This is a genomic window from Allocellulophaga tsushimaensis (assembly GCF_055383085.1).
In genome coordinates, this window is sequence record NZ_AP039451.1 from 4051925 (window position 1) to 4078405 (window position 26481).

Sequence of the window (26481 nt, forward strand, 5' to 3'; positions counted from 1 at the left end):
TAAAAAACCATGAATCTTTTTAGTAAAATTCGAAATCTAATTGAAAGACGAAAAGCTGTGAATGACATCTATGATGACATTCAAAATTTGGATGAAGTTTTACTTGAAAAAAGAATTGAGATATTTAAAGAAGTTGTTACACCTAAATTTGCAGAAATAGGACTCAACAATTGGAATGGAAAGTATTTATGGTATAGTGATTTTAATGATCAAGGAATAAAACACGTAATCGAGTATAATGTATTCAAATATTATGGTGGGTCATTTTCTTTTGGTAATTGTTACAATTTTACCCCAACATTATCCGGAAAGAAACTAATTAATCATCGTACAGATAAATCAACTAAAGTAATATACTTTAAACGACTTGAAGGTTGGCAAGAAAAAATGGAAAACAATAGTCCAATTAATCCTGATAAAATTAGTACTGTAAATGAAAAAAAGTTCCGAGAAAGTTTAAACAAAGTTTTGTCTCAAAATATCACTAAACTTCATCAATGGTTTCAAGGAAAAAAGACAATTGAAGAAAATATTTCAGGATTATTAATTGATATTAAAAATCCACCTTATGAAATAGGACAAAGAATAATTTCATTCGAATATATTTTAGGTTTTTTATACAAACAAAAGAATGATATTAACTCAGCTAATTATTGGATTAATAAACATTTTGAGAAATCATTGAACAGCGAATCAGAAAAAAAATTGATAACTGAGCGAATAAACAACCAAAATTCTTGAAACCAAAATCCTATATTCTCCCAATCATTATCCTTTCGCAATTTGCTTGTACCTCGCTGTGGTTTGCAGGTAATGCAATTGTAGATGAATTGGCTTTAAAAATAGGTTTAGGCGATGCGCTAGCGGGTTATGTACTCTCATCAGTACAATTTGGTTTTATTATCGGTACGCTTGTTTTTGCTTTATTAATGATTGCTGATCGGTTTTCCCCATCAAAAGTATTTTTAATTTGTGCACTTCTCGCATCCATTTGCAATGCCTTTTTACTACTAGAACAAATAACACAATGGACTTTATTATTGGCGCGGTTTGGCACAGGTTTTTTCTTAGCTGGTATATATCCCGTAGGCATGAAAATTGCTGCTGATTATTATGAAAAGGGCTTAGGCAAAGCATTAGGTTATCTGGTAGGCGCTTTAGTATTAGGCTCCGCTTTTCCACATTTTATAAATGGATTACAATTTAGTGGAGCTTCTGGTATCGTCATTAAAACAACCACTATAATTGCTATTATAGGCGGACTGTTACTTTTCGTCCTAGTTCCTAATGGCCCTTATAGAAAATCTAGCCCTAAAATACAATTACAAGCAGGTATATCACTCTTTAAAATAAGCGCATTTCGCAAAGCAGCATTTGGTTATTTTGGACATATGTGGGAACTCTATGCTTTTTGGGGTTTTACACCTTTAGCCATTAAAACATTTAATAGCATTCACCATACTAACTTTTCCATTCCTGTATGGACCTTCGTTGTGATTAGCGTAGGAACATTATCTTGTATTATAGGAGGCTATATTTCTTTGAAAATTGGGAGTTATAAAGTAGCCCTAACTGCATTACTAATTTCAGGAGCTTTGTGTTTGCTTTCTCCATTATTATTTTCACTACCTCCTATACTATTTCTAATCGGTTGGTCTATTTGGGGAATGGCTGTTATTGCAGATTCTCCGCAATTTTCTAATTTAGTAGCTAGTGCTGCACCACCCGAACTAAAAGGTACGGGACTTACTTTAGTAAACTGCTTTGGTTTTGCCATAAGCATCGTTAGTATTCAAATCCTATCAAGCATACTAAATGATATCAATCCAAGCTATATTTTCCTTTTACTTGCTATAGGTCCCATCATTGGAATATGGAGTTTACTACAAAAAAGCTCTTAACATTACTTTAAGAAATTAAACCTAGAGATAAACGTACTTTAGTGCAGACTAAAAAATAATATCTAGCATGAAAAAATACAGCCTTACTTTATGTGTGTTTTTCCTTTTTTTATTACATACTATAGCACAATCTACAGTAATAAATAATGCCACATTAATTGATGTAGAAACAGGGAAAAGTTTGGTAGGGCGAAATATTTTAATTGAAGGAGAAAAGATTATAAAAATTTCTTCTCGAAAAATTAAAACCAAAAAACAAACTACAATTATAGATGCCACTGGAAAATTTATCATCCCTGGATTGATAGATACACATATGCATTTTTTTCAGACAGGAAGTCTATACACAAGACCTGATGCTATAGACTTAACTGCTATTAAACCCTATGAAAAAGAAATAGAATTTGCGAATTCTATTATTACGGATCATTTTAAGCGGTATTTAAGATTAGGCATTACCACAGTAATGGATGTTGGGGGACCCTTTTCTAATTTTACTATACGAGACTCAATAGCAGCAGAGCATATAGCCCCAAATATATATGTAACAGGACCTTTATTTTCGCCTTATCAACCAGAGGCACTCTCTAAGATAGAAGATATCCCTATTGAGGAAATTAAAACTATAGCCGCAGCAACAGCACATTTTAATAAAATGATGGCTTATAAACCAGATTTTATTAAAATCTGGGGTATAATTACCAATGAAATGACTTTAGAAAGGGTAGCCCCTATTGTAGCGCATATTGCTAAATTAACGCATCAAAATAATTTAAAACTTACGGTACATGCTACCGATCTCGAAACAGCAAAAATGGTAGTGAAAGCTGGGGCAGATATTTTAGTGCATAGTGTGGATGATGTAAAAGTAGATGATGAATTTATAGCCCTACTTCAAAAAAATAAGGTTACCTATATCCCAACACTAATTGTTGCTAAAAATTATGGTCGTGCTTTTTTAGGCAAACCTAGCAACCACCCTATAGATTTAGCTTTTGCTAACCCTATTAGCTATGCAACTATGACAGATGTAAAACAGTATACCGATGAGCAAGCTCCGGAGATTGTTAAAGTAATGCGTAAAAATGAGAGAAGCATCTTTAAAAACTATGCTACTAAAGATGCTATAATGCTGAATAATTTAAAAATGCTCTCAGATGCAGGTATCAATATTGCAACGGGTACAGATGCCGGAAATATTGGCACAATGCACGCCTCTTCCTATTTGCAAGAGACTGCAACTATGGCAAATGTACTTAGCCCCATAGAAATTCTTAAAGCATCAACCATAAACGCTGCTAAAGGCTTTGGGCTAGAAGAAAAACTAGGATCTATAGCAACAGGTAAGCTGGCTGATCTTGTTATTTTGGATAAAAATCCTTTAGAAAATATTGAGAATATAACTACGATAACATCGGTTATTAAAAGTGGTAAAGTACTAGACTTAAATACCATAAGTAAAGAATCTCCAGAATACATTGTACAAAGACAACTAAATGCCTATAACGCTAGAGATATCGATACTTTTATGAATACCTATGCAGACGATATAAAACTGTATAATTTTCCAGAAGAAATTTCCGTAGCAAGTAAAGCTGATATGAGAAAAAACTTTGAAGCAATGTTCGAAAGAGCCCCTAATCTTTATTGCGAACTTAAAAATAGAATAGTTATTGGAAATAAAGTTATCGATCAAGAATATGTACGAGCTAATGATAATTACTTTGATGCTGTAGCCATTTACGAAATTGAAAATGGAAAAATAGCTAAGGTTACATTCCTAAGAAAATAATTAACAACAATTGACTTTTAAACACAAAAAATGAAAAAATTACTATCACTCTGCCTTCTTTTAATTACAACAGCTATATACGCACAAACAGATCAGCGTATTTATGATATTGTAGATGCCGTTTCCGCAGAAAGAATTGAAAAAGATATTACAACACTCACTGAATTTGGTACCAGAAATACTTTTAGTGATACGGTTTCTACTACACAAGGTATTGGAGCTGCAAGACGTTGGATAAAATCTGAATTTGAAAGCATCTCCAAAAAATGTAATAATTGCATTGATGTTTTTTATCAGAAAGATTTTGTTACTACAGCTATGAGCAGAAGAATTCCTAAAGATGCATGGGTGGTAAATGTTGTAGCGGTGCAAAAAGGAACAAAATATCCTAATAGGTATGTAATTATGAGTGGCGATATAGACTCTAGAGCAAGTAATACTATGGATTTTACTACAGATGCTCCAGGTGCCAATGATAATGCTAGCGGAATGGCAGGCACTATTGAAGCAGCGAGAGTACTTTCCAAATATAAATTTGAAAATAGCATTATCTATGTTGGGCTTTCTGGTGAAGAACAAGGACTTTTTGGTGGTGCTGGCCTGGCAAAATATGCTAAAGAAAAAGGATGGGATATTATTGGTATTTTAAATAATGATATGATTGGAAATATTACTGGTGTAGATGGCGTAACCAGCAATCGAGACTTTCGCATATTTTCTGAACCTGTACCTGCAAATGAAACTGAAAAACAACGGAATGCTAGACGTTTTTATGGAGGTGAAGTAGACGGTATTTCAAGACAATTAGCGCGTTATATTCACAAAAATGTAAAAACATACATGCCAGAAATGAATCCTATGATGATCTATCGTTTAGATCGTTTTGGTAGAGGTGGTCATCATAGACCTTTTAACGATTTAGGTTTTGCAGGTATCCGTATTATGGAAGCTCATGAAAACTATACACAGCAACACCAAGATGTGCGTACCGAAAATGGTATTAACTACGGAGATGTTTTAGAACACGTAAATTTTGAATATGCTAAAAAATTAACCGCTGTAAACGCCATTAACTTAGCATCTTTAGCATGGGCGCCTCCAGCACCGGAAAAAGTAGAAATTGGTGGTATTGTAGAACCATCCGCTAAGTTTAAATGGTCTAAAGTACCCAATGCCATAGGTTATAAAATTTATTGGAGAGATACCACATCACCTACTTGGGATCATAGCCGTTATGTTGGCGATGTTACTGAATATCTGTTAAATGGTATTGTTATTGATAATTTTTTCTTCGGAGTTGCAGCAGTAGGCAAAGATGGACATGAAAGTCCTGTTGTTTTTCCAAACGGAATTTTTAGATAAATACATTCAATTGTAAATTATAAATGTTGAATTTTAAAAAATGAGAGGAATAGTATTCATTTTCAGCTTCTGTATTGGTTTAAGTCTCAACGCACAGTTACTAGAAGGCAAAAATAAATTTACGGAACAAGATACCTTAAGAGGGAGCATAACGCCAGAGCGAGAATGGTGGGATTTAAATTATTATCACCTTGATATTGAAGTACAGCCTCATAAAAAATTTATTTCTGGTAAAAATACTATTCGATATAAAGTCTTAGCAGAACAACAAATACTTCAGATAGACTTACAAGCCCCCATGAAAATTAAAAAAGTAACCCAAATGGGGAAATCTTTAAAAATAAAGTCTAATGGAAATGCGCATTTTATCACCCTAAAAAAGAAACAAAAAAAAGGAGCATTTAACGAAATTATTGTTCATTATTCAGGCTATCCTAGAGAGGCCAAAAATGCTCCTTGGGATGGAGGCTTATCATGGAAAAAAGACTCCAATGGAAATCATTTTGTAGCAACTTCTTGCCAAGGCCTTGGCGCAAGCGTATGGTGGCCTAATAAAGATCATATGTATGATGAGGTAGATAGTATGGCAATTAGTGTAAAGGTACCAAAAGGCTTAATGAATATCTCTAACGGACGTTTACGTAAAGTAGAAAAGGATAACACCTACCACTGGTTTGTAAGCAACCCTATAAATAATTATGGGGTAAATATCAATATAGGAGATTATGTTTCTTTTGGAGAAAAATACCAAGGGGAAAAAGGAACCCTAGATATGGATTATCATGTACTTAGAGATAACTTAGAAAAAGCAAAAGAACATTTTAAAGATGCGCCAAAAATGATGAAAGCCTTTGAACATTGGTTTGGGCCATATCCTTTTTATGAAGACAGCTTTAAATTGGTAGAAGTACCCTATTTAGGTATGGAACACCAAAGCTCTGTTACCTACGGAAATCAGTACAAAAAAGGTTATTTAGGCCGAGATTTATCTGGAACAAACTGGGGCTTAAAATTTGATTTTATTATTATCCACGAAGCTGGTCATGAATGGTTTGCTAATAATATCACCAATAAAGATATTGCAGATATGTGGTTGCATGAAAGCTTTACCAATTATTCTGAAAGCTTATTTTTAGATTACTATTATGGAAAAAAAGCAAGTTCTGAATACATTATTGGGATTAGAAAAAGGATTAGAAATGACAAACCCATTATAGGACCGTACAATGTAAATAAAGAGGGTAGTTCAGATATGTATTACAAAGGCGCTAATATGTTACATACCCTACGTCAGTTAGTAGAAGACGATGAAAAATGGCGACAAATTTTACGTGGCTTAAATACGGAATTCTATCATCAAACCGTAACTACGAAACAAATAGAAGATTATATTAGTGAGCATACTAAAAAAGACCTCTCAGCCTTTTTTAACCAATATCTTAGAACAACAAAAATTCCAGTATTAGAATATAAATTTGATGAAAAAAGCATCAGTTACAGATACACTAATATTGTAAAAGATTTTGACATGCCTGTAGAGGTTGCTATAAATGATAATTCAACCATTTGGCTAAGCCCATCTAATGAATGGAAAACTAAGCAAATAGAAAATAATGTTATATCTGTAAAAGTAGATCCTAATTATTATATAAAATCAAAGAATACCCAATAATTTTATTATTTTGCTTCCCATAATCTTAACCCAATAAACAAAACCCATGAATTTTCATAAAATACGAATAATAAGCCTAGCAGCCCTTTTAAGTTCATTTTTTAGTAATGCGCAAGAAACCAAAGAATTTAAAATGGAAGGCAATCCGTTAGTAAAACATATGTACACTGCAGACCCTTCCGCAAGAGTTTTTAATGACAAGCTTTATGTGTATACTTCGCATGATGAAAATGATGCTACCTATTTTGATATGTTAGATTGGCATGTTTTTTCAACGGATAATTTAGTAGATTGGAAAGATCATGGCGCAATTTTAAGTATAGATCAGATAGATTGGGCCGAAAAATGGGCATGGGCACCAGACGCTATTAGCAGAAATGGAAAATATTATTTCTATTATCCGGTAGAGCGTGCAAAAATTGGAGTAGCCGTAAGTGATACTCCAGAAGGCCCGTTTGTAGATGAGTTAAAAAAACCTTTGATAGACCACACCAATCAGATCGAAAAAATAGGTCGTGAGCCTATAGACCCAGCATTATTAGTACACGATAACCAAGCCTATATGTACTTTGGCTGTCGTGATCTTAGAGTGGTAAAACTCAACGAGAATATGATGGAATTGGATGGCGATGTAATGCCATTAGAAATTAAGGGTATAGAAGGTGATAAAGAAAATGAAAAAGGTGGATTTTATGGAGAAGGCCCTTGGGTTTTTGAACGAGAAGGGAAATTCTATTTTATGTACTCTAATGGATGGGGAGAAGAAAGCACATTAGTTTATGCTATGGCTGATAACCCCTTAGGCCCTTTTGAATTTGTTGGTGAAGTCATGAGTCCTGTAGATTCTTGGACTTCGCACGGTTCTATCGTAGAATTTAAAGGAAAATGGTATGTTTTTTATCATAATATGAAATTGTCTAAGAACAACCATCGCCGTTCTATTTGTTTTGATGAAATCACCTTTGATAAAGAGGGTAAGATTAATTATTTAGATCTTGATGCTGATACGAAGGAGAAATAAAACTTAAGAAACACTAAAACAAAATTATTTATGAGGAACGTTAGCCTTTTAGTATTAATAATGTTTCTCATTCAATGTAAAAATCCTAAAAAAAATAGTTTTTTAGAAAGTGAATGGATTCAAACAAAAAAGTCAAGAAATTATATTGATTATGGAAAATTTATTCAGAAATATCCATCTTCAACATATTTTTCTGAGGCATTATCAGAATACAACTTTCTAAAGGATAGTATTGGAGATTTTGGTGGTTGCTTTAGGTTTAATTCCCATGTTAACATAAACGATAACAAACAAGTCTTATTTGATCACGAATTAACTAATCTAGACTCTTTGCATCTAAACTCTTTTAAGTATTTACAACTTGGCAAACCTAATATATCTTCTAGTCTAAAAAGAAAAGTAAAAATTCCAGAGACAAATTCTTTTGATTCTATTGCAACTGGAAGATTTGATATCATAATGAATAACAAATATTCATCTATTGTTAACTTACAATTAGCAGTAATTGAAGTTGTAAGGGGGATTAATAATTATAAAGAATACTTATCTAAAAAATGGTACGAAAAAAATATTTCAGAATTGTCTAATCAAAAAAGAAAAAAAATTGATGAGATAATTGGATTGAGGCTACTCTTCTTTGATTTTTCTGATATAGATTCTAAAAAAAATATTCCTATACCTATATCTCATATATCAGACAAAAAAGAAGTAGATGAAAACTAAAAGTGCGCTCCTCATTATTGATATGCAAAAAGGCTCTTTTATTCCTAAAACGCCTCGTTATGATACTCATGGAGTTGTTACTCGAATAAATAAACTAGCTACACTTTTTAGAAATTTAGATTTTCCTATTATTTATATTCAACATGATGGTTCTGGAACAGGTGAATTTGAAAAACATACTGAAGAATGGAAACTGTTAAATGATCTAGTAGTGGAGTCAACTGATATTTTAATAGATAAATATGCAAATGATGTTTTCTATAATTCTAATCTTCAAAATAGCCTAACAGAATTAAATATCAATAACATCTATATTACAGGTTGTGCCACAGATTTTTGTGTTGAAGCTACCATACAATCTGCAATTACAAAAGATTATACTATTACTGTTGTAGCAGACTGCCATACTACAGGAGACAGACCTCAACTAAAAGCCAAACAAGTGATAGATCATTATAATTGGGTATGGCAAAATATGCTACCTACTAAAGGAGAAATAATGGTAAAAAGTTTTAATGAGATTAAAAAGAATTTTTAGCTTTAGTATAACATCTAGCTTTTCTTAATGATTAGTTTTCTTCAGAAAAAAGAAATTCTCCGAACAAAAAACCTTGTAATACTTCTTAGAGATTTAGATTTTTCTGTATGTTATACACTTCAAGATAATTTTGTAAGCTTTTAAAATTCAAAACGGCTATTGATTAAAAGAATATATGAAATCACCTATTCGATTTATCTTACTATTTATCGTTTTCATTAGTATTACTTCTTTTAACAAGTTCTCTTCTCCCAACAATCCTATAGCATACTACAGTGATTATTTTGTTTTTATTGCAGATGATGGGGGTGCTCCCTTAGTAATTCCTGCCGACATTAATTGGTCTCCTAGTGAACAAGGATATAAAACCGAATTTAAAGTTTGGTATGGTACAAAAGGAAATTGGCCTATAGGATATTTTAAAAAAGATATTGCGTCTGAGGGATCTGATATTCCAAAAGAAGCTTGGGAACATAAGAACAATTCTTTTTTTAAATTTAATACTACTTCACGAGAAATAATTTCAAAGATACAAGACGCTCCTGAAGTACGATTTAAAATTCCTAATGCGGAAGAATGGGTACTGATGCCAAAAAATACGAATGCTAAGGAAAAGAAAATATACGGTTTTAGAACAACGGCCTCCGTAAAAGGAAAAACAAGAACTGGGTGGATGATCTATGAAAGGATCCGTTGGGGAAAAGAAAAAGTGAAAGATTTTGGAGATTTTGAAAGTTTTTACTGGATTCCATTAGTAATTCAAGGTCAGTTTTACCATTTTGAACAACATAAAGGAATCCAAACCGCAACAAAATGGTCTTTAGAAGAAAGTAAAATAGTAGTGGAAACAATTCCTGGATTTACACTAAAAACTATCGATACAAGTTCGGATGCTATCAGTAAAAGAAAAAATATTCCAAAAATAATTCAGGTAATAGCGCCAGAATGGAATTTAGATATCACTTTAAAGAGTATAGGAGGGCAAGTTGGTCATGGAGCTATGTTTCCAAAAGGATTAGCCTATTATAGACAAAGCCTACTAAAATCAACAAAAGACTCTCACTCGTCTGGGTATGGAATGTTAGAATTGATCCTAGAAAATAATTAAATAATACTTTACTCGTTATGCATTCAGGATTTTTAATAGTCCTAAAATGTCGGTTCGAGTGCTTTTAAGGTACGAAAAAGTGTATCGAGAACTGTTTTGGAACTAAAACTCTTATTCTCGATACAATTTTTACTCATTTCATTCCTAAAAATTACTCGAATTGACAGAATTTTATTCTAAATGCACAACGGGTTTTATACAATATAATACTCAACGTAATAAATACTATTGCTATTTTGCAACATATTAACGTACTGGATTCATCAATTATCTATGAGCAATACGATATTATGCATGCATTTTTCGAATAAAAAAAGTTTGAGATAAAGTATAACGTAAGATGGAGTATATAAAGAATACTATAAAAGTTAAGAAATAGTGATGAAAAAAATATTAACATATCTCACTTTATTAGTTTGTATTTCTTGTAATTCACAAGAAATCAATAAAAAGGAATTAAAAGGAAATTGGTGTCCAATTTATACCTCAGAAGGTGAAAATTACTACTTTGAATTTTATATAACCGATGATAAAGTCTATCGTATTAACGAGATTGGTTGGGTACCATCTGTAAAATATCATCTAAAAGGTGATTTTCTTTATATAGAAGAACTAGGAGGTTATCATAAACCCATAAATAAAGGTAGCATCTCTATAGTTAATGATACTTTAATTGTAAACGATGGAGAAGGAAAGTCTCTTTATAAAAGATTAAAAGCTCATCCAAACTTGGGAGACTGTGTAAATGGAGAATTTGATGGAAACAAATTAACAACATACTTTCTTGAAAGGCAGTCTATTTGGGGTAAAAAGTCAGAATAAAATTTTATCCCCCCAGCTAGCTTTAGTTTATCAAAAATAATAGTTAGCATTCATATTTACTAGTCTCCTCATACAATACCTAGTCATAATAGAAAATGGTATTCACCCCTACTCCAACCATAATTTAAAATCTTTTACCCGCTCTCTACTTACAATAATTTCTTGATCATTAAACTTATGAAGTTTAATTTGAAGTCTAGAATTGGTATAGGAAACAATATCTTTAATATGATTAATATTCACATAAAATTTTCGGCTTACTCTAAAGAAATTTTTAGGAGACAGTTCTGGCTCTAAATTTTCTAATGTAGTTTCCATCAAGTAATTTCTACCATCTACTGTTGCGGCATAGGTACCTTTATTTTCACTATAAAAACACTCAATATCATCAGCATTTATAATTTTAATATGTTGCCCAACTTTTGCCGTAAACCGAGTTTTAAATTCGCGATCTACCGGATTTACTAAAAGCTTTTTAATATCCTCAAAATCTAATGCTATTTTTTCTGTTTTAGGGGCACGATTTTTATACTTTTTTACCGCTATTTCTAACTCTTCGTCATCTATAGGCTTTAACAAATAGTCAATACTATTTAATTTAAAAGCCTGCAAAGCATATTGATCATAGGCCGTTGTAAAAATAATAGAACTATGAATATCTATCACTTCAAAAATTTCAAAAGAGAGTCCATCTGACAATTGGATATCTAAAAAGATGAGATCTGGATGTTCATTGTTCTGAAACCACTGGATAGCTTCTTCAACAGAGTGCAACATCACAGAAACGGTAACATCTAGTTCTGCTAGTAAGCGGTTTAATCGTCTTGCTGAGGGTTTCTCATCTTCTATAATAATTGTTTTCATAGTTTAAGTTAGGTTGTTGCTTTATAGTGTAATTATTAGTTATGCCAATACTATTATTTATGGTCTTGTAAATATTTCTGAATCTGGCGTTGTTCCCAATTTCTAAAAAACTTAGAAAAAGGACTAAAAACACAAATAGCATGAATGAGCAATGCTATTCCCCATATAATCGGTGTGCCAAATATATTCCAATTGATCCATTCTAAAAATTCAGGATTCCCCAAAGCTTCTGCACTAAAAATAGTAACTTTAATCTTAGTCCTAAATAGTAAAAGCACTGCACATACTAGTATATAAACCGTTAAATGGTTATAGAACCCTTTAAGCATTTTAAGTTTTGCTTTTGCCTTTATAAAGGCTGGTGATTGCTTATTTTCCATTTCTTTATGCTTTAAAATTATGACCTATATTTAGTAAGTTCATTTTTATCTTTTTCTATATATTTTTGAATCTGACGCTCTTCCCAATTTTTTCCAAAAAATGGGTTGCGTATAAATACTCTAGCGGCGTGAAAAGCTAAACCAATCCCCCAACCTAACCACGTAAAAATTGTTCCTAAGTTAGAAAATGCCGTTCCTAGTGTTTGCCCGTTGTTTACATGTGCTACCACAACAACACCAGTTATAAATGAATTTACAAGAATGTAAACTAATAAATGTATATAAAAACCTTTAACAGCTTCCACTTGTTTTTTAGCTCGCTCTATTTTTGCTGAATTTGTATGTCCTAACTCCATCTGTTTTCTGTATTTTCTTTGTTCATCAACTCTTTAATTTTACGCTCTTCCCAATTTTTAAAAAGTTTTGAAAAAGGTTTAAAAGCGTAAATACCATGAATAGCTAAACCTATTCCCCATAATACTACGTTCCAGTATATCCAGCTAAAAAATTCAGGGTGTCCTAAAATAGCTGAATCAAAAGTTTTTAAATGTAAAGTAACTATAAACAATAATAAAGGTACGTTAATTGCTAAATAGACTGAAAGATGCTTGTAAAAGTCTTTCATACATTTAAGCCTTTTCTGAGCGCTGTCATATACTAAATTTTGTTCTTGCTCCATTTTCATAACTGCTTTATTTATATTTTTGGATTACTTTATCTTCTATATCCATATATTTTTGAAGCTGTCTTTCTTCCCAACTTTTAGTAAAAATAGAAATCACAGAAAACACTTTTAAGCCATGAATCAATAATCCTATTCCCCAAAACAACCATACCGCAAGTGTTTCAAAACTAAAAAAAGCATCCACAAAACTTTCACCATAATATGTTTTACTAACTACTTTTATTAGCGTAATCATAGTGTTTACAAAACAATAAACAACGAAGTGTCTATAAAATGCTTTTAGCGCTTCTACTCGCTTTTTAGCACTTTCTCTTTTTTCTGAATTTATATCGTTTAGTTCCATCTGTTTTCTCTATTTTCTTTTTCCATAAATTCTTTCATTTTACGTTCTTCCCACTCTTTATTCATGAAAGGATTTAGATTAAAGGTTTTTATAGCTCTAAAAATTAAACTAATACTTACTCCAAAAACAACCCATAAAAACCAAGGGTGTTGCCACTCATTTACATAATAGTTAATTGCTGCTACAATTGCTATTGTAACTAGAGAAGAGAGAACCTTATTATAAAATTTCTTTATTTCACTTACTCGGTCTTTTGCTCTTTGATATTTATTCTGATCTAAATTTTCCATTGTAAAGTTTTTAATTGATTACACTTCAAATTTCGGGAGTAAGTGTCTCTTTTCTAAATATGCTTTTCTGAATTGTTGTTTTTTAATACTCAATTGTATTTTTTAATATTTTAAAACTTATCGTCATCCATATATTTCCTCATCTGACGCTCTTCCCAGTCTTTCCCTAATATAGGATTATAACCATAGGCCTGAAAACCATGCATTAACAGTCCAAAGCCCCAGCCTAACATTGGAAATAACACCCAAGGGAAATCAGTTGTATTATAGTTTAAAATAGCTAAAAAAGGAATTACAATACAATAGGCTAATAGGTTTCCGTAAAATCCTTTTATAGCTTCTACTTTTTCTTTAGCCTTTTCATAACGTTTGTCTTGTATATAGGTTTGTTGTGTTTCCATCACTGATATTTTTTTAGATAACATCGGTAGTTGCACACTAAAATCCGTTGCTGTTTTATTAATATTCATTTTTCTGTCCGATAAAATACTGTAGCGTTGCATTATATTTTGCAAACCAACACCTGTACTTTTTTTAACGACCTGTTTTTCTTGTAAATTATTGCTAATAGTCAGCATCCCTCCTTCTTCAAAAACTTTTATATGTAAAGGTTTTTCTGAAGTTACTACATTGTGCTTCACTGCATTTTCTAATAAAAGCTGTAAAGACAAGGGTACTATTTTTGCTTCTGGATTTGTACTTTGCTCAGGAATATCAAAAACAATACTATCTTCAAAACGCATTTTTAATAGCCTTACATAGGTTCTTGCAAATCGTAATTCTTCATCAACTGAAACCAAATCTTTATTTTTTTGCTCCAAAACATACCGATATACTTTAGATAAAGAAGTGGTAAATTTTTGTGCTTGGTATGGATCTTCTTCTATAAGGCTGGTTAATACATTTAAACTATTAAAGAGAAAATGCGGATCTAACTGATTCTTTAAGGCATCAAACTTTGCCGATGCCGTACCCGCAATAATTTTCTGTTCTTTTACTCTTGTTTCTTGCTTGTATTTATAATACCAAACACCATAAAAAGCCAATGAAACAACTAAAGCAATAATAAGCGATTGATAGTAATAGGATAATTTTTCATTTGCTAAAAAAGGTTCTAAAGGTTTTTTATCAATTAGTATTAAAACAATTACCCTTGCTATAAATGTTCCAATTAAAGAAACCACCACATTTCCAATAATAGCAATAGTTAAAATTTTTGGAGTAAATAGGGCATTCTTAAATCTTGTCGCTAAATACTCCATCCAATATGAATTAACAAGGTATAAAATAATTCCAAAAATAAGAGACCTTCCGTATTGTTCTAATATTTCAATAAAGGATATACTAGACAAATTATCATTAGTGAAATAAAAATATGCGAATATTACTATAAAAATTATGGTACCCCAAAGGAAAGCTTTAAGCAAATGTTTTAAAAATCGTTGCATTTTATGTGTTTAATTTTTGCAGGTAGCAGCTACCTGTTCTGCTCTTTCTTTTCCCCAATTAGGATGAAAAGGTGTTTCTGGCTTAAAGTTAGTAAAAAGTTCTAAAGAGCGTTCGATATCCTTACAAAACGGAGTAGTATCTTGTTTAAAATACTTTGCCGAACCCATATCCCATTCTGCTTTTGCAAAAACTACTCTTGGGTTTTCCGGAGCTATTACTTCAGCTTTTGCATAAATCCCTATAATTTTTCCAGAATAAGTCATTCCATATGTAGCACCATCAAAAGCTACCCAAGCCGTGTAAATCATGGCTTGTTGTACCATAATTTCTGGATTTTCCGGAGAAATTGCTTTTGCTAAATCTATATACTCTTGTGCTTTGTCTAGTTTTTGTTTCAGTACAGTTTTCTCTTTTTCCTGAAAAGCAGCAATAGTATTAATTTGTGCTACATAATAATAAGGTAACCAATTGTCTGTGTTTACATTGGCTATACGCTCAAACAGATTGGCTGCTTCATTTGTTTTTTGTTGCCCCCATAACTCAAAGGCCTTTTGCATGCCCTTAGTGTATTGGTCTTGCGCGGCTACTAATCCCGTGATTAAAAGTAATACGATTGTAATTTGTTTTTTCATGATAATATAATTTTAATTAAATTGATACCTCAAAACTCTATATTTTTACACCTTTTTAGAAAAAAGAACTACCGAACTGTACAATTTTGATACTGAATTGTATGTTAGTATCATATCGTAACTAAAACAAATACATGAATAATAACCAAAGACTTAAAATTGGAGAAGGAAAAATTAGTGGATATATTGCAATATTCTTAGCAATATTAGCTTTAGGCGCAGTAATTTGTGCTTATTTTCCTGAATTTTTTACCACATCAGATTTCAGAGATTTATACACACCGCAATTTGTAAAATGGATTTTACTAGGAGTACTTACCGTATCTTTTGGTTTTGCAATTACCAGTGTATTATTAAGTAAAACTAGCAAATACGGCTTTATAGCAACCATACTATTAGGGATCACTATTATCTTAGCTACTGGTTTACCCGAAACACAAACAATAGCCTCAAAAAGTTTCTCTTTAGGATTAGATTGGTTACTATTAGACATCTTAATCTCAACAGTAATCTTTATTCCTATTGAGTTATTCTTACCCAAAAGACCCGAGCAATCTAAATTTCATGAAGAATGGCGTACAGATCTTGTTTACTTCGTAATTAGTCATTTATTAATACAAGTCACAGGAGTATTGGTACAACTACCTGCAGAAGCTCTTTTTAAAAATATGGGCTTAGCGAGTTTTCAAGCAACAATACAATCCATACATTTTATACCGCAACTCTTTTTAGCCTTATTAGTATCAGATTTATTTCAGTATACAGGACATTATATTTTTCATAAAGTACCCTATTTATGGCGATTTCATGCCGTACACCATTCTACCAAACATTTAGATTGGTTAGCAGGTTCTAGAACACATTTTATAGATTTAATTGCGGTAAGAGCCATATCATTTATTCCTATTTATGTATGCGGCTTTAGCTATTCTGTTTTTGCAACCTATATTGTTATTGTCTCCTTTCAGGCAGTTTTAGCACATTCTAATACTCGTATTAATTTTGGATGGTTCAAATATATTTTTGTAACCCCACAATTTCACCATTGGCATCATTCTGATAATCCTGATGCTTATGATAAGAACTTCGCAATTCATTTTCCATTTATTGATATGCTTTTTGGCACCTATTACCCTATGAAAGATACTTGGCCAGAAAGTACTGGTTTAGGAGATGTTTCTTTCCCAAAAGGCTTTGCCAAACAATTTGTATATCCTTTTAAAAACCCTAATAAAAATGAACCTTTGGAGGATGCTAGTGAGCGCTAGCTATTAATTTTTATTTTAGAATATTGTAAATCAATTAAATAACAGAAATAAAGTTATTATATTCGGGTTTGTTTTAATTTTTAGCAGAAATTTTCTCAAACGTAATGAAAAAACTTTTTTTAGATGATGTTAGAACTATTGAAATGATTTATGACAAATCAATGGAATCTGAATTTGATATTGTAAGAACATATTCTGAATTTGTTGAATATATAAAAAATAATGGACTTCCAGATTATATCAGTTTTGACAATGATCTAGGACTTGGAGAAAATGGTAATATTGCACCAGATGGACTTGCTGCTGCAAAATGGTTGGTTTATGATTCAGGATACGACTTACGAAATTTAAAATTCAAAGTGCATTCTGCTAATCCAGTTGCAGCTGAACAAATTAGGGGCTTGTTAAATAATTATATAAAACATCTAAACTCTATATAATAGAGTTCTTAAATGAACAAAATATATGAGTACTATAGAAATTAAGTAAATAGTATCACAAGCAAGAAAGATACCTACTTATGCCTGTAAAACTTTTAAAATAAGTCTCAATGAATGAAATAAAATCCAACAGAATTCAATCTATAGATATTTTAAGAGGTTTGGTTATGGTAATTATGGCATTAGACCATGTCCGCGATTACTTTCATATCAATGCATTAACCACCAATTTTCCAGAAAACTTAGCCACTACAACGCCTATTTTATTTTTCACTCGTTTTATCACACATTACTGTGCGCCTACATTTATTTTTCTTGCAGGTACATCTGCTTACTTATATGGGCAAAAACGAAATTCAAAACAGCTTTCTAAATTTTTAATTACCCGTGGTATATGGCTTGTTTTTGTAGAACTATTTATCATGACGTTTCTTTGGTGGTTTGATGTTTCTTTTGGTTTTTTTAACCTACAAGTTATTTGGGCTATTGGACTATGCATGGTCATTCTAGGAGTTGCAGTATACCTACCAAAACGGATTGTTCTTATCTTGGGATTACTTATTGTTTTTGGGCATAATGCTTTAGATAGCATTGTATTAGAAGGAAAGAGTACCACATCAATCTTATGGTATATCCTGCATCAGTCTAATTTTATTTCTATTTCTGATCATACTTTTGTATCATTTTTATACCCTATATTACCTTGGACTGGAGTGATCTTTTTAGGGTATAGTTTTGGACAATTATATACAACTGATTTTTCTGCAGCTACACGCAAAAAATGGCTTTTGTATATTGGTCTAGGTGCTATAACACTATTTTTTATTTTAAGAGGTGCTAATGTTTATGCAAATCTATTGCCATGGGAAACCCAAGAAACCACAGCAAAAACTATTATTTCATTTTTTAACCTTACCAAATACCCTCCATCATTAGACTACCTCTTAATAACCTTAGGACCTGCGCTATTATTTTTATATGCTATTGAGAACATACAAAATAAGCTTACAGATTTCTTTTTAGTATTTGGTAGGGTTCCCTTTTTCTACTATGTGTTACATGTATTTATCATCCATATCGCTGCTATTTTAGTACTTCTTATTGCTGGTAAAGATTGGACCCTGATGATCTTAACTTTTGATAAGTTTATGGATCCAAACATATTAACTGGCTATGGGTATTCGCTAAGTGTGGTATATCTCATTTGGATTGGAATTGTGCTCCTACTCTACCCAATTTGCAGAAGGTATATGCGCTATAAAGCAAGTCATAAAGACAAATGGTGGTTAAGTTATTTATAAAACACTCTAGCAAAGGGATACAAAGCAAATGAAAAGAGATGAAAAAATTAATTTGAATTAGCAGAAAATCTCAGTGCATTTAAATCTTGCATACAGAGTTAAATTGTTCTATTTCCACTAATTTTGTGCTATGATCAGAACTTTTCAATTACGAATTTCTTTAAAAGAAGAAGCAATAGATGGCATTCTCCTAAAAAAAGCAGCAAGACATGTAGGTGCTTCTGAAGAAGAAGTTGTGGTAAAAGTACTTCGGAAATCTATAGATTCTCGTAAACCAAGAATTTATTTTAATTATAAACTAGAAGTTTACATTAGAGAAAAACCTCCTGAAAAACCAGATTATACGTTTAAGTATAAAGATGTTTCTAAAGCTAAAGAGGTTCATATTATTGGTTTTGGTCCTGCGGGGATGTGGGCTGCCCTCCGATGTTTAGAATTAGGGTTTAAACCAGTTGTTTTAGAGCGAGGAAAAAATGTACAAGACCGCAGAAGAGATTTAAAAGCAATTAACCAAGAGCATACTGTTGGCGTAGATTCTAACTACTGCTATGGAGAAGGCGGTGCAGGTACATATTCTGATGGTAAACTATATACTCGTAGTTTAAAGCGCGGTAATGTTCGCCGTATTTTTGAAAGTTTGGTACATCATGGTGCTACAGCACAAATTTTAGTGGATGCACATCCTCATATTGGAACGAATAAACTGCCTAAAATTGTACAGAATATTAGAGAAACCATCCTAAAACATGGTGGAGAAGTTCATTTTGAAAGCCGAGTAATCGATTTTACGATAGAAAACAGCACAATCAAAGCCATCCAATTACAAGATGGCCAGGAAATGCTAACAAATCGTGTTATTTTGGCTACTGGACATTCAGCTCGCGATATTTTTCATCTATTAGATCAGAAAAAAATAGCTTTAAAAGCCAAGTCTTTTGCCATGGGGGTGCGGGTAGAACATCCGCAACATATTATAGACTCCATTCAATACCATTGTTCAGGTGATCGTAACGAACTTTTACCAGCCGCATCATACAGTTTAGTAGAACAAGTAAAAGGCAGAGGCGTATATTCTTTTTGTATGTGCCCTGGTGGTTTTATTGTTCCTGCTGCTACTGCTCCAGGTGAGGTAGTTGTTAATGGCATGTCCCCTTCTAAAAGAAATAATTTATTTGCAAATTCTGGAATTGTTGTAGAAATTAATGTAGAGGAAGATTTAAAGAAGTTTGAACGGTTTGGTGCCTTAAAAGGCTTAGAGTATCAAAAAAACTTAGAAAAGTTAGCTTTTACTTCTGGTGGACGCACACAGACGGCACCAGCACAACGTTTAACCGATTTTGTTGAAGGTAAATTATCAGATACGCTAAATCCAACTTCTTACCAACCCGGGTTAAATTCTGTTCCTATGCATTCCTTATTACCCAAATTGATAGGAAGTAGGTTACGCGGTGGTTTTGCCGCATTTGGAGAAAAAATGAGAGGTTATTATACCCAAGAAGCTAATATTATTGGTGTAGAGTCTAGAACCTCATCTCCCATAAATATTCCAAGAAAAGAAAACCTAGAACATCCAGAAATATCAGGTTTTTTTCCTTGCGGAGAAGGTGGTGGCTATGCTGGCGGGATTGTTTCTGCGGCTATGGATGGAGAACGATGCGCTGAAGCTGCAATTAGAGGACTGTAGCTGTTCCCTTCGGCTCCGCTCAGGACAAGGGTTGATGGTTGAAAATAATTTTTCTAAACCACTTAAACATAATAAACTTAGTACCTACATCCCTAAAGTCCCTTCAAGGGGACAATACTTTAATAAACTTATAAACTAGCGTATAAACTCATAAACAATTTAACAGTTCAACAAGTAAACGATTCAACAATTTTTCTAAACGAAACATAAACTCATAACCCCTTTAAAATAAACTTATAACATTGCTAACCCTAATTTCTACACCCCTAAAACCCCCAAAGGGGACAATACTTTAATAAACTTATAAACTAGCGTATAAACTCATAAACAATTTAATAGTTCAACAAGTAAACGATTCAACAATTTTTCTAGACGAAACATAAACTCATAACCCCTTTAAAATAAACTTATAACCTTGCTAACCTTAATTTCTACACCCCTAAAATCCCCTCAAGGGGACAATAACTCTCATATAAACTTAGTACTTGATAATATAAATCTATAAACTCCTAAACTAATAAACACTAAAACGTTTTAAACTCCTAAACTTAAAACACAAATAAACTTTTTAAACTTATAAACTCACCAAGCAATTACCATAATAATACAGTAATTTTACAATCCGTATGATTTCAAATAAATGGAAGAAAAAAAAACAACCAGAATAAACAAATATTTAAGCGAAGTTGGCTATTGCTCTCGCCGAGCAGCTGATAAATTAATTGATCAAGGGAGAGTAACTATTAATGGTAAAGTACCCGAAATGGGCACTAAAATTAGTACTGGAGATGAAGTTAGGGTTGACGGCGAATTAATTTCAAAAGCGGATCACAAAAAAAACATATACCTAGCTTTTAATAAACCAGTAGGCATTGTTTGTACTACAGATACTGGTGTAGAAAAAGATAATATTATAGATTTCATTAATTACCCTGAACGTATTTTCCCTATTGGAAGGTTAGATAAACCTAGCGAAGGCCTAATTTTTATGACGAATGATGGGGATATCGTAAATAAAATTCTTAGAGCCAGAAACAACCATGAGAAAGAATATATTGTTTCGGTAAACAAACCCATTAACACAGATTTTGTTCGTAAAATGAGTGTGGGTGTTCCTATTCTCAATACCGTTACAAGACCTTGCAAGGTTAGCATGATAGATCGGTATACATTCAGCATTGTATTAACACAAGGTTTAAATAGACAAATTCGTAGAATGTGTGAATATTTAGGGTATCGTGTAAAAAGATTACAACGCATCCGGATTATGAATATAGAATTGGATGTTCCTGTTGGTAAATGGAGAGATCTTACCAAAGCTGAATTAAAAGAAATAAACAGACTTGTAGAAGCATCTTCTAAAACACACGATTAGATTTAAACGAAAAACGCCAATATCATTATTGATGATATTGGCGTCCATAAATTATTTTATGTGTACTACCACAAGTGGTGTACTTCTTTTTTAATATATTTTTCGTAAATCTCTTTTACTTTCGCATACTCATCAGCACTTAGTTTAGAAGCATTAGCTGCTGCTATATTGCTTTTTACTTGTGCTAAAGAAGATGCCCCTGGTATTACACAACTTACAGCATCATCCGTTAAAACCCATTGTAATGCTTTATGAATGAGGTTTTCATTTTCTCCAAAAACTTTTTTCAACTCTTCAACTGCCAATAAACCTAGATCAAAATTTACACCAGAAAAAGTCTCCCCTTTATCAAAACTAGCACCATCTCTATTAAAATTTCTATGATCTTCTTTATCAAAAGACGAAGTTGCTGAAAACTTGCCTGTTAACAATCCACTCGCCAAAGGAACACGAGCCAATATACCAACATTTTTCTTTTTAGCTTCTTTAAAAAATAATTCAGAAGGTCTTTGTCTAAACATATTATAAATAATCTGTACCGTACTCACCCCTTCAAACTCAATAGCTTTTAAAGCATCTTCTATCTTTTCTACACTAACTCCATAGTTTCTAATTTTCCCTTCTTGCATTAAGGTATCAAATAATTCAAAAATTTCTGGACGGTAATACACTTCTCTTGGCGGACAATGTAATTGTATTAAATCAATACGCTCTACTCCTAAATTAGTAAGACTATCTTCAACAAATTTTCTTAATACATCAACTTGGTATGCTTTATTATTGTGCGGGTTTAATTGTCTTCCACACTTCGTAGCAATAAAAACTTCTTCAGACCTAGAACGAACTATTTTACCTACAGTTTGCTCGCTAAGTTTATCGCTATACACATCCGCAGTATCAATAAAATTAATACCATTATCTATAGCTGTATTAATAATTTCTTCTGCATTAGCATGGTTGTATGGAGAACCCCATTTACCACCAACTTGCCATGTACCTAAACTTATTTCTGATACTTTAAGGTTAGTTTTTCCTAATACTCTATATTCCATATTCTTATTTTTAGTGTAGCGCAAATATAAAAGATTGCGATAGTTATAAAATATGATCCATATAGACTTTAAGATATTTTAACTTTTTAATAATTATGAAACGGATCAACTTATCAATTCATAATCAACTACCTTTGCTACATACATATATTATATGACATTTAAAGATTTAGGTCTAGCCACCCCTATACTAAAGGCATTAGAAGCACAAGGTTATACCAACCCAACCCCTATACAAGAACAAGCCATTCCTATTTTATTACAAGGAAAAGACCTTTTAGGCGTTGCGCAAACTGGAACAGGAAAAACTGCAGCTTTTGGCATTCCAATTCTACATCATTTATACCATGCAAAACAAAATGGAAAAAGAACTATAAAGGCATTGGTGGTTACCCCTACAAGAGAACTAGCCATACAAATTGGAGAAAGTTTTACTGATTATGGTAAATTTACTGGTATTAAAAACACTGTGATTTTTGGCGGAGTTAAACAAGGAAAACAGGTGGCTGAATTACGAAAAGGAATAGACATTTTAGTGGCAACACCTGGGCGCCTTTTAGATTTAATGAACCAAGGCTTTATTTCTTTACGCGATATAGAATTTGCTGTATTAGATGAAGCTGACCAAATGCTAGACATGGGTTTCATCCATGATATTAAGAAAATCATTGCCAAATTACCTCCAAAAAGACAATCGCTTTTCTTTTCTGCAACAATGCCAAAAACAATAGTAGAATTATCACGAAAAATTTTAGGTGATTTTGAACAGGTTACCATTAAACCAAAACAGGCTACCGCAGAAAAGGTAGCACAAGCACTTTACTATGTTGCTAAAAGTGATAAAGTTAAATTACTAATTCATTTAATTGAAACGAAAGCTAGTGATGCCGTATTAGTTTTTTCTAGAACAAAACATGGGGCTAATAAAATTGTAAAACTTTTAGGTAGGGCAGAAATTGCAGCAGCCGCAATTCACGGAAATAAATCGCAAACTGCAAGGCAAAATGCTTTAGGTGATTTTAAAAATGGAAAGTTAAAGGTACTTATAGCAACAGATATTGCTGCTAGAGGTATAGATGTAGATCAATTATCATTAGTCATCAATTATGATTTACCCAATGTGCCAGAAACTTATGTACACCGTATTGGGAGGACAGGTAGAGCAGAAGCTAGTGGTATAGCACTTTCTTTTTGTGATGTTGAAGAACGACCTTATTTAAGAGATATTGAGAAATTAATACGTCAAAAAGTACCCGTAATTTCAGAGCATCCCTATGTTGATGAAACTAAAGAAACACAAAAGCATACAAAAAAACCAAAACATAACACTCAAAATAGATCTAAAAACAAATCCAACAAGAAAAAATCCAATAACCGTAATCGGATTACTAACAAAAAATTATAATATTTCTTACATAAAATTTGTAGGAAAAATAATTTATCGTTCTTTTGTTCGTTGTATATGTGTACAAAAACAAATTGTTTAAGTACGGCATACCCACCTAACACCTACAAATGACAAGAGAAGAGCAATTGATATACTGTAAAAAGTGTATAAATCGTAAATTAGATAAGGAACAAGATGTTCTATGTGGTTTAACAGATCAAAAAGCAGATTTTAACCCTACATGTCCTCACTTTATTCTAGACACATCTATAACTGCTCATTTAGATAATAAGGAGTCTATAAGTCATAAAGCAGTTTTACCTACCCTTTCTAAAAAATCTTTACACAAAATAAAAGAGGAACAAGATTATAAAATGGCATTATTTGGGGGCATATCTGTAGGTATATTATGTGCTATATTATGGGCAACTATTGTAGTTTCTAGTGGTTATCAAATAGGATATTTAGCATTTGTTGTAGGAATTATTATAGGGTATTCTATTCGCCTTTTTGGTAATGGAGTAGAGCAAGTATTTGGTATTACTGGCGCTATAGTGGCAGTTTGTAGTTGTATATTAGGAAATTTTTTTAGCATTATAGGCAGTAATGCTTGTCAAAACGGGCTTGGGTATGTAGAATCCTTATTGTTCTTTGACTATGCAAATATTTTTCCGTTACTCTCCAAAACTTTTAGTTATGCAGACTTACTATTTTATGGAATTGCATCGTATTTAGGATATAAATTTGCTTTCCGAAAATTATCTAAAAAAGAAATCGCTTTTTTAGAAAAATAACTCGCCTGATATTTTTTAAAAGTACTTACAAAGGTTTTTAGACTTAAAAATTGTAATTTGTAGTATGAATTATATAATTATTTATATCCTATATCTTATGAATACCGCAACGCTATTTAATTTTAATGCCGAAAGTGATATTTCTAATTGGTATGTAATTAATGACGGCGTTATGGGTGGTGTTTCATCTGCTATTTTTTCTTTAAATAATGATGGCTATGGGGAATTTAAAGGGCATGTTTCTTTAGAAAATAATGGAGGGTTTGCTTCTGTACGATTTCGAAATCAGATAAAAGAGCTTACAAATTATAAAAAAGTTGTTTTAAAAGTTAAGGGCGATAAAAAATCATATCAATTTAGAATTAAATCTGGTAAAAGTGATAGACATTCTTATATTGGAAATTTTGCTACTACTGGTGAATGGCAGACTATCTCAATTAATTTCTCCCAAATGTATCCTGCTTTTAGAGGTAGAAAATTAGCTATTCCAAATTATGATGGAAAAGAAATAAATGAAATAGCCTTTTTAATTGGGAATAAAAAAGAAGAAGATTTTATTTTATTAATAGACCATATCTACCTTGAATAAAAAAACTTTTTTATAATTTATGATATCTCTTTATCAAGAATTAGATAAAACTAGAGTTTATCTTTAACTAAATTATACTTTTATCTTTGATAAAAAACAACTCATGAAAGCTATAAGAATCAATATATATTTATGCATCTTTAGCGTTTTAATAGTAGTGTCATGTGGAAATAGAAATGTAGAACCCGCAGAACAAACTCCTATGGTAGCGAGATCAAAAATTGTGTTTACAGCAATTGGAGACGTTCCTTATACTAGTGAACAACGTAATGATCTTGTGGAAATGGTGGCCAAACACAATGCACAAAATACATCAGAATTTATAATTCATGTTGGTGATATTACGCCTGGTGGAACGCCCTGTGACACATCTATTTATAAGGACGTTAGCGCTATTCTTTCCGATTTTTCAGCACCTACTTTTGTGGTTTTAGGTGATAATGAATATAACGATTGTATTGATCCTATAACAGGACTTGAAAATTGGAATAGGTATTTTTTACCATTTAATACAAAACCTAATTTTTTACATAAAATTAGCTATCAAACAGAACGCTTAGAAAACTTCAGTTGGATACAAGATAATGTATTATTTATAGCAATAAATTTGGTAGGTGGTAGAATACACGATGCAGAAGAATGGCAAAAAAGACTTACCGATGATGCTAATTGGGTAACGCAACTTTTAACAGACTATAAAGATGAAGCAATTGCAACGGTACTATTTGCTCACGCCAATATTGTAAATTTTGAGCCAGAAAAATATAATACGTTTACAACACAATTCCGAAAGTCTGCTAAGATGTATGATAAACCAATCTTATTTTTAAATGGCGATGGACATTTTTGGATTAATGATACGCCTTATGAAGAAAAAAACATCCATAGAGTCCAAATCATTGGTGGTTCAAGAGCTGTACAAGTAACCGTAGATCCTTCATTAGAAAATCCATTTTTATTTGATACTAATTTTTTAGAGTAAGGTGTTCCTTTTGTAAATTATATTGTA

At 32.1% G+C, this 26481-nt stretch carries 28 protein-coding genes; 19 read left to right on the forward strand and 9 right to left on the reverse strand.

Annotation, left to right across the window (positions count from 1 at the left end; all coding sequences use genetic code 11):
* The first annotated feature begins 9 nt into the window (after positions 1–9).
* The 10 genes from ACZ451_RS17340 (at position 10) to ACZ451_RS17385 (ending at position 10939) form a co-directional block, all read left to right on the forward strand.
* Positions 10–741 carry a hypothetical protein gene (locus ACZ451_RS17340; RefSeq protein ID WP_464214670.1) on the forward strand — a complete coding sequence of 244 codons (732 nt, stop codon included), beginning with the start codon at positions 10–12 and terminating at the stop codon, positions 739–741.
* On the forward strand, positions 738–1901 hold the full coding sequence (locus ACZ451_RS17345; RefSeq protein WP_464214671.1) for an MFS transporter: 1164 nt from the start codon (positions 738–740) through the stop codon (positions 1899–1901). The genes ACZ451_RS17340 and ACZ451_RS17345 overlap by 4 nt, the downstream gene beginning before the upstream one ends.
* A gap of 67 nt (positions 1902–1968) precedes the next feature.
* Complete coding sequence (locus tag ACZ451_RS17350; protein WP_464214672.1) at positions 1969–3693, forward strand: amidohydrolase family protein; 1725 nt, start codon at positions 1969–1971, stop codon at positions 3691–3693.
* 30 nt (positions 3694–3723) lie between these two features.
* A complete protein-coding gene (locus tag ACZ451_RS17355) occupies positions 3724–5055 on the forward strand; it encodes a M28 family metallopeptidase (protein WP_464214673.1) in 1332 nt (443 codons plus the stop codon).
* Positions 5056–5095: 40 nt separating this feature from the next.
* Positions 5096–6727: a M1 family metallopeptidase gene (locus ACZ451_RS17360; RefSeq protein WP_464214674.1), complete on the forward strand. Its 1632-nt coding sequence runs from the start codon at positions 5096–5098 to the stop codon at positions 6725–6727.
* Positions 6728–6773: 46 nt separating this feature from the next.
* Entirely contained in the window at positions 6774–7748 is a 975-nt protein-coding gene (locus ACZ451_RS17365) for a family 43 glycosylhydrolase (protein ID WP_464214675.1), read from the forward strand.
* A gap of 30 nt (positions 7749–7778) precedes the next feature.
* Positions 7779–8471: a hypothetical protein gene (locus ACZ451_RS17370; RefSeq protein ID WP_464214676.1), complete on the forward strand. Its 693-nt coding sequence runs from the start codon at positions 7779–7781 to the stop codon at positions 8469–8471.
* A complete protein-coding gene (locus ACZ451_RS17375) occupies positions 8461–9009 on the forward strand; it encodes an isochorismatase family protein (protein WP_464214677.1) in 549 nt (182 codons plus the stop codon). The genes ACZ451_RS17370 and ACZ451_RS17375 overlap by 11 nt, the downstream gene beginning before the upstream one ends.
* Before the next feature lie 175 nt (positions 9010–9184).
* On the forward strand, positions 9185–10117 hold the full coding sequence (locus ACZ451_RS17380) for a hypothetical protein (protein ID WP_464214678.1): 933 nt from the start codon (positions 9185–9187) through the stop codon (positions 10115–10117).
* 381 nt (positions 10118–10498) lie between these two features.
* A complete protein-coding gene (locus ACZ451_RS17385; RefSeq protein WP_464214679.1) occupies positions 10499–10939 on the forward strand; it encodes a hypothetical protein in 441 nt (146 codons plus the stop codon).
* Between the two features lie 108 nt (positions 10940–11047).
* Here the strand turns inward: ACZ451_RS17385 and ACZ451_RS17390 are convergent, their stop codons facing one another.
* The 8 genes from ACZ451_RS17390 to ACZ451_RS17425 form a co-directional block, all read right to left on the reverse strand.
* A complete protein-coding gene (locus ACZ451_RS17390) occupies positions 11048–11803 on the reverse strand; it encodes a LytR/AlgR family response regulator transcription factor (RefSeq protein WP_464214680.1) in 756 nt (251 codons plus the stop codon).
* A 53-nt stretch (positions 11804–11856) separates the two neighbouring features.
* Positions 11857–12183 carry a 2TM domain-containing protein gene (locus ACZ451_RS17395; protein ID WP_464214681.1) on the reverse strand — a complete coding sequence of 109 codons (327 nt, stop codon included), beginning with the start codon at positions 12181–12183 and terminating at the stop codon, positions 11857–11859.
* A gap of 17 nt (positions 12184–12200) precedes the next feature.
* Positions 12201–12539 carry a 2TM domain-containing protein gene (locus ACZ451_RS17400; RefSeq protein WP_464214682.1) on the reverse strand — a complete coding sequence of 113 codons (339 nt, stop codon included), beginning with the start codon at positions 12537–12539 and terminating at the stop codon, positions 12201–12203.
* Entirely contained in the window at positions 12530–12862 is a 333-nt protein-coding gene (locus tag ACZ451_RS17405) for a 2TM domain-containing protein (protein ID WP_464214683.1), read from the reverse strand. The genes ACZ451_RS17400 and ACZ451_RS17405 overlap by 10 nt, the downstream gene beginning before the upstream one ends.
* Positions 12863–12875: 13 nt before the next feature.
* The gene (locus ACZ451_RS17410) at positions 12876–13211 is read right to left on the reverse strand and encodes a 2TM domain-containing protein (protein WP_464214684.1); all 336 of its coding nucleotides are present in this window, start codon (positions 13209–13211) and stop codon (positions 12876–12878) included.
* On the reverse strand, positions 13202–13501 hold the full coding sequence (locus ACZ451_RS17415) for a 2TM domain-containing protein (protein WP_464214685.1): 300 nt from the start codon (positions 13499–13501) through the stop codon (positions 13202–13204). Before ACZ451_RS17415 ends, ACZ451_RS17410 begins: the two co-directional genes overlap by 10 nt.
* A 110-nt stretch (positions 13502–13611) precedes the next feature.
* Complete coding sequence (locus ACZ451_RS17420; RefSeq protein ID WP_464214686.1) at positions 13612–14949, reverse strand: 2TM domain-containing protein; 1338 nt, start codon at positions 14947–14949, stop codon at positions 13612–13614.
* A 9-nt stretch (positions 14950–14958) separates the two neighbouring features.
* Positions 14959–15582 carry a tetratricopeptide repeat protein gene (locus ACZ451_RS17425; RefSeq protein ID WP_464214687.1) on the reverse strand — a complete coding sequence of 208 codons (624 nt, stop codon included), beginning with the start codon at positions 15580–15582 and terminating at the stop codon, positions 14959–14961.
* A gap of 134 nt (positions 15583–15716) precedes the next feature.
* On the opposite strand from ACZ451_RS17425, the gene ACZ451_RS17430 reads away from it, so the two are divergent.
* The 5 genes from ACZ451_RS17430 (at position 15717) to rluF (ending at position 21650) form a co-directional block, all read left to right on the forward strand.
* On the forward strand, positions 15717–16850 hold the full coding sequence (locus ACZ451_RS17430; protein ID WP_464214688.1) for a sterol desaturase family protein: 1134 nt from the start codon (positions 15717–15719) through the stop codon (positions 16848–16850).
* A 104-nt stretch (positions 16851–16954) separates the two neighbouring features.
* Positions 16955–17290 (forward strand): cyclic-phosphate processing receiver domain-containing protein, encoded by a 336-nt coding sequence (locus tag ACZ451_RS17435; RefSeq protein WP_464214690.1) that lies wholly within the window; start codon positions 16955–16957, stop codon positions 17288–17290.
* Positions 17291–17400: 110 nt separating this feature from the next.
* Complete coding sequence (locus ACZ451_RS17440; protein WP_464214691.1) at positions 17401–18591, forward strand: acetyltransferase domain-containing protein; 1191 nt, start codon at positions 17401–17403, stop codon at positions 18589–18591.
* Between the two features lie 130 nt (positions 18592–18721).
* Positions 18722–20275, forward strand: coding sequence for an NAD(P)/FAD-dependent oxidoreductase (locus ACZ451_RS17445; protein WP_464214692.1), 1554 nt, complete (start codon positions 18722–18724; stop codon positions 20273–20275).
* 640 nt (positions 20276–20915) lie between these two features.
* Complete coding sequence (gene rluF, locus ACZ451_RS17450; protein ID WP_464214693.1) at positions 20916–21650, forward strand: 23S rRNA pseudouridine(2604) synthase RluF; 735 nt, start codon at positions 20916–20918, stop codon at positions 21648–21650.
* A 65-nt stretch (positions 21651–21715) separates the two neighbouring features.
* Here rluF and ACZ451_RS17455 read toward each other — a convergent pair whose 3' ends face one another.
* Positions 21716–22702, reverse strand: coding sequence for an aldo/keto reductase (locus tag ACZ451_RS17455; RefSeq protein ID WP_464214694.1), 987 nt, complete (start codon positions 22700–22702; stop codon positions 21716–21718).
* Between the two features lie 154 nt (positions 22703–22856).
* Here ACZ451_RS17455 and ACZ451_RS17460 point away from each other — a divergent pair, with 154 nt between their 5' ends.
* The 4 genes from ACZ451_RS17460 to ACZ451_RS17475 all read left to right on the forward strand — a co-directional run bounded on the left by ACZ451_RS17460 (position 22857) and on the right by ACZ451_RS17475 (position 26454).
* Positions 22857–24107, forward strand: coding sequence for a DEAD/DEAH box helicase (locus ACZ451_RS17460; protein WP_464214695.1), 1251 nt, complete (start codon positions 22857–22859; stop codon positions 24105–24107).
* Between the two features lie 110 nt (positions 24108–24217).
* Positions 24218–24883, forward strand: coding sequence for a hypothetical protein (locus tag ACZ451_RS17465; RefSeq protein ID WP_464214696.1), 666 nt, complete (start codon positions 24218–24220; stop codon positions 24881–24883).
* 64 nt (positions 24884–24947) lie between these two features.
* Positions 24948–25472, forward strand: a complete 525-nt coding sequence (locus ACZ451_RS17470; protein ID WP_464214697.1) for a CIA30 family protein — start codon at positions 24948–24950, stop codon at positions 25470–25472.
* A gap of 103 nt (positions 25473–25575) precedes the next feature.
* Entirely contained in the window at positions 25576–26454 is an 879-nt protein-coding gene (locus ACZ451_RS17475) for a metallophosphoesterase family protein (RefSeq protein ID WP_464214698.1), read from the forward strand.
* The last annotated feature ends 27 nt before the right edge of the window (positions 26455–26481 follow it).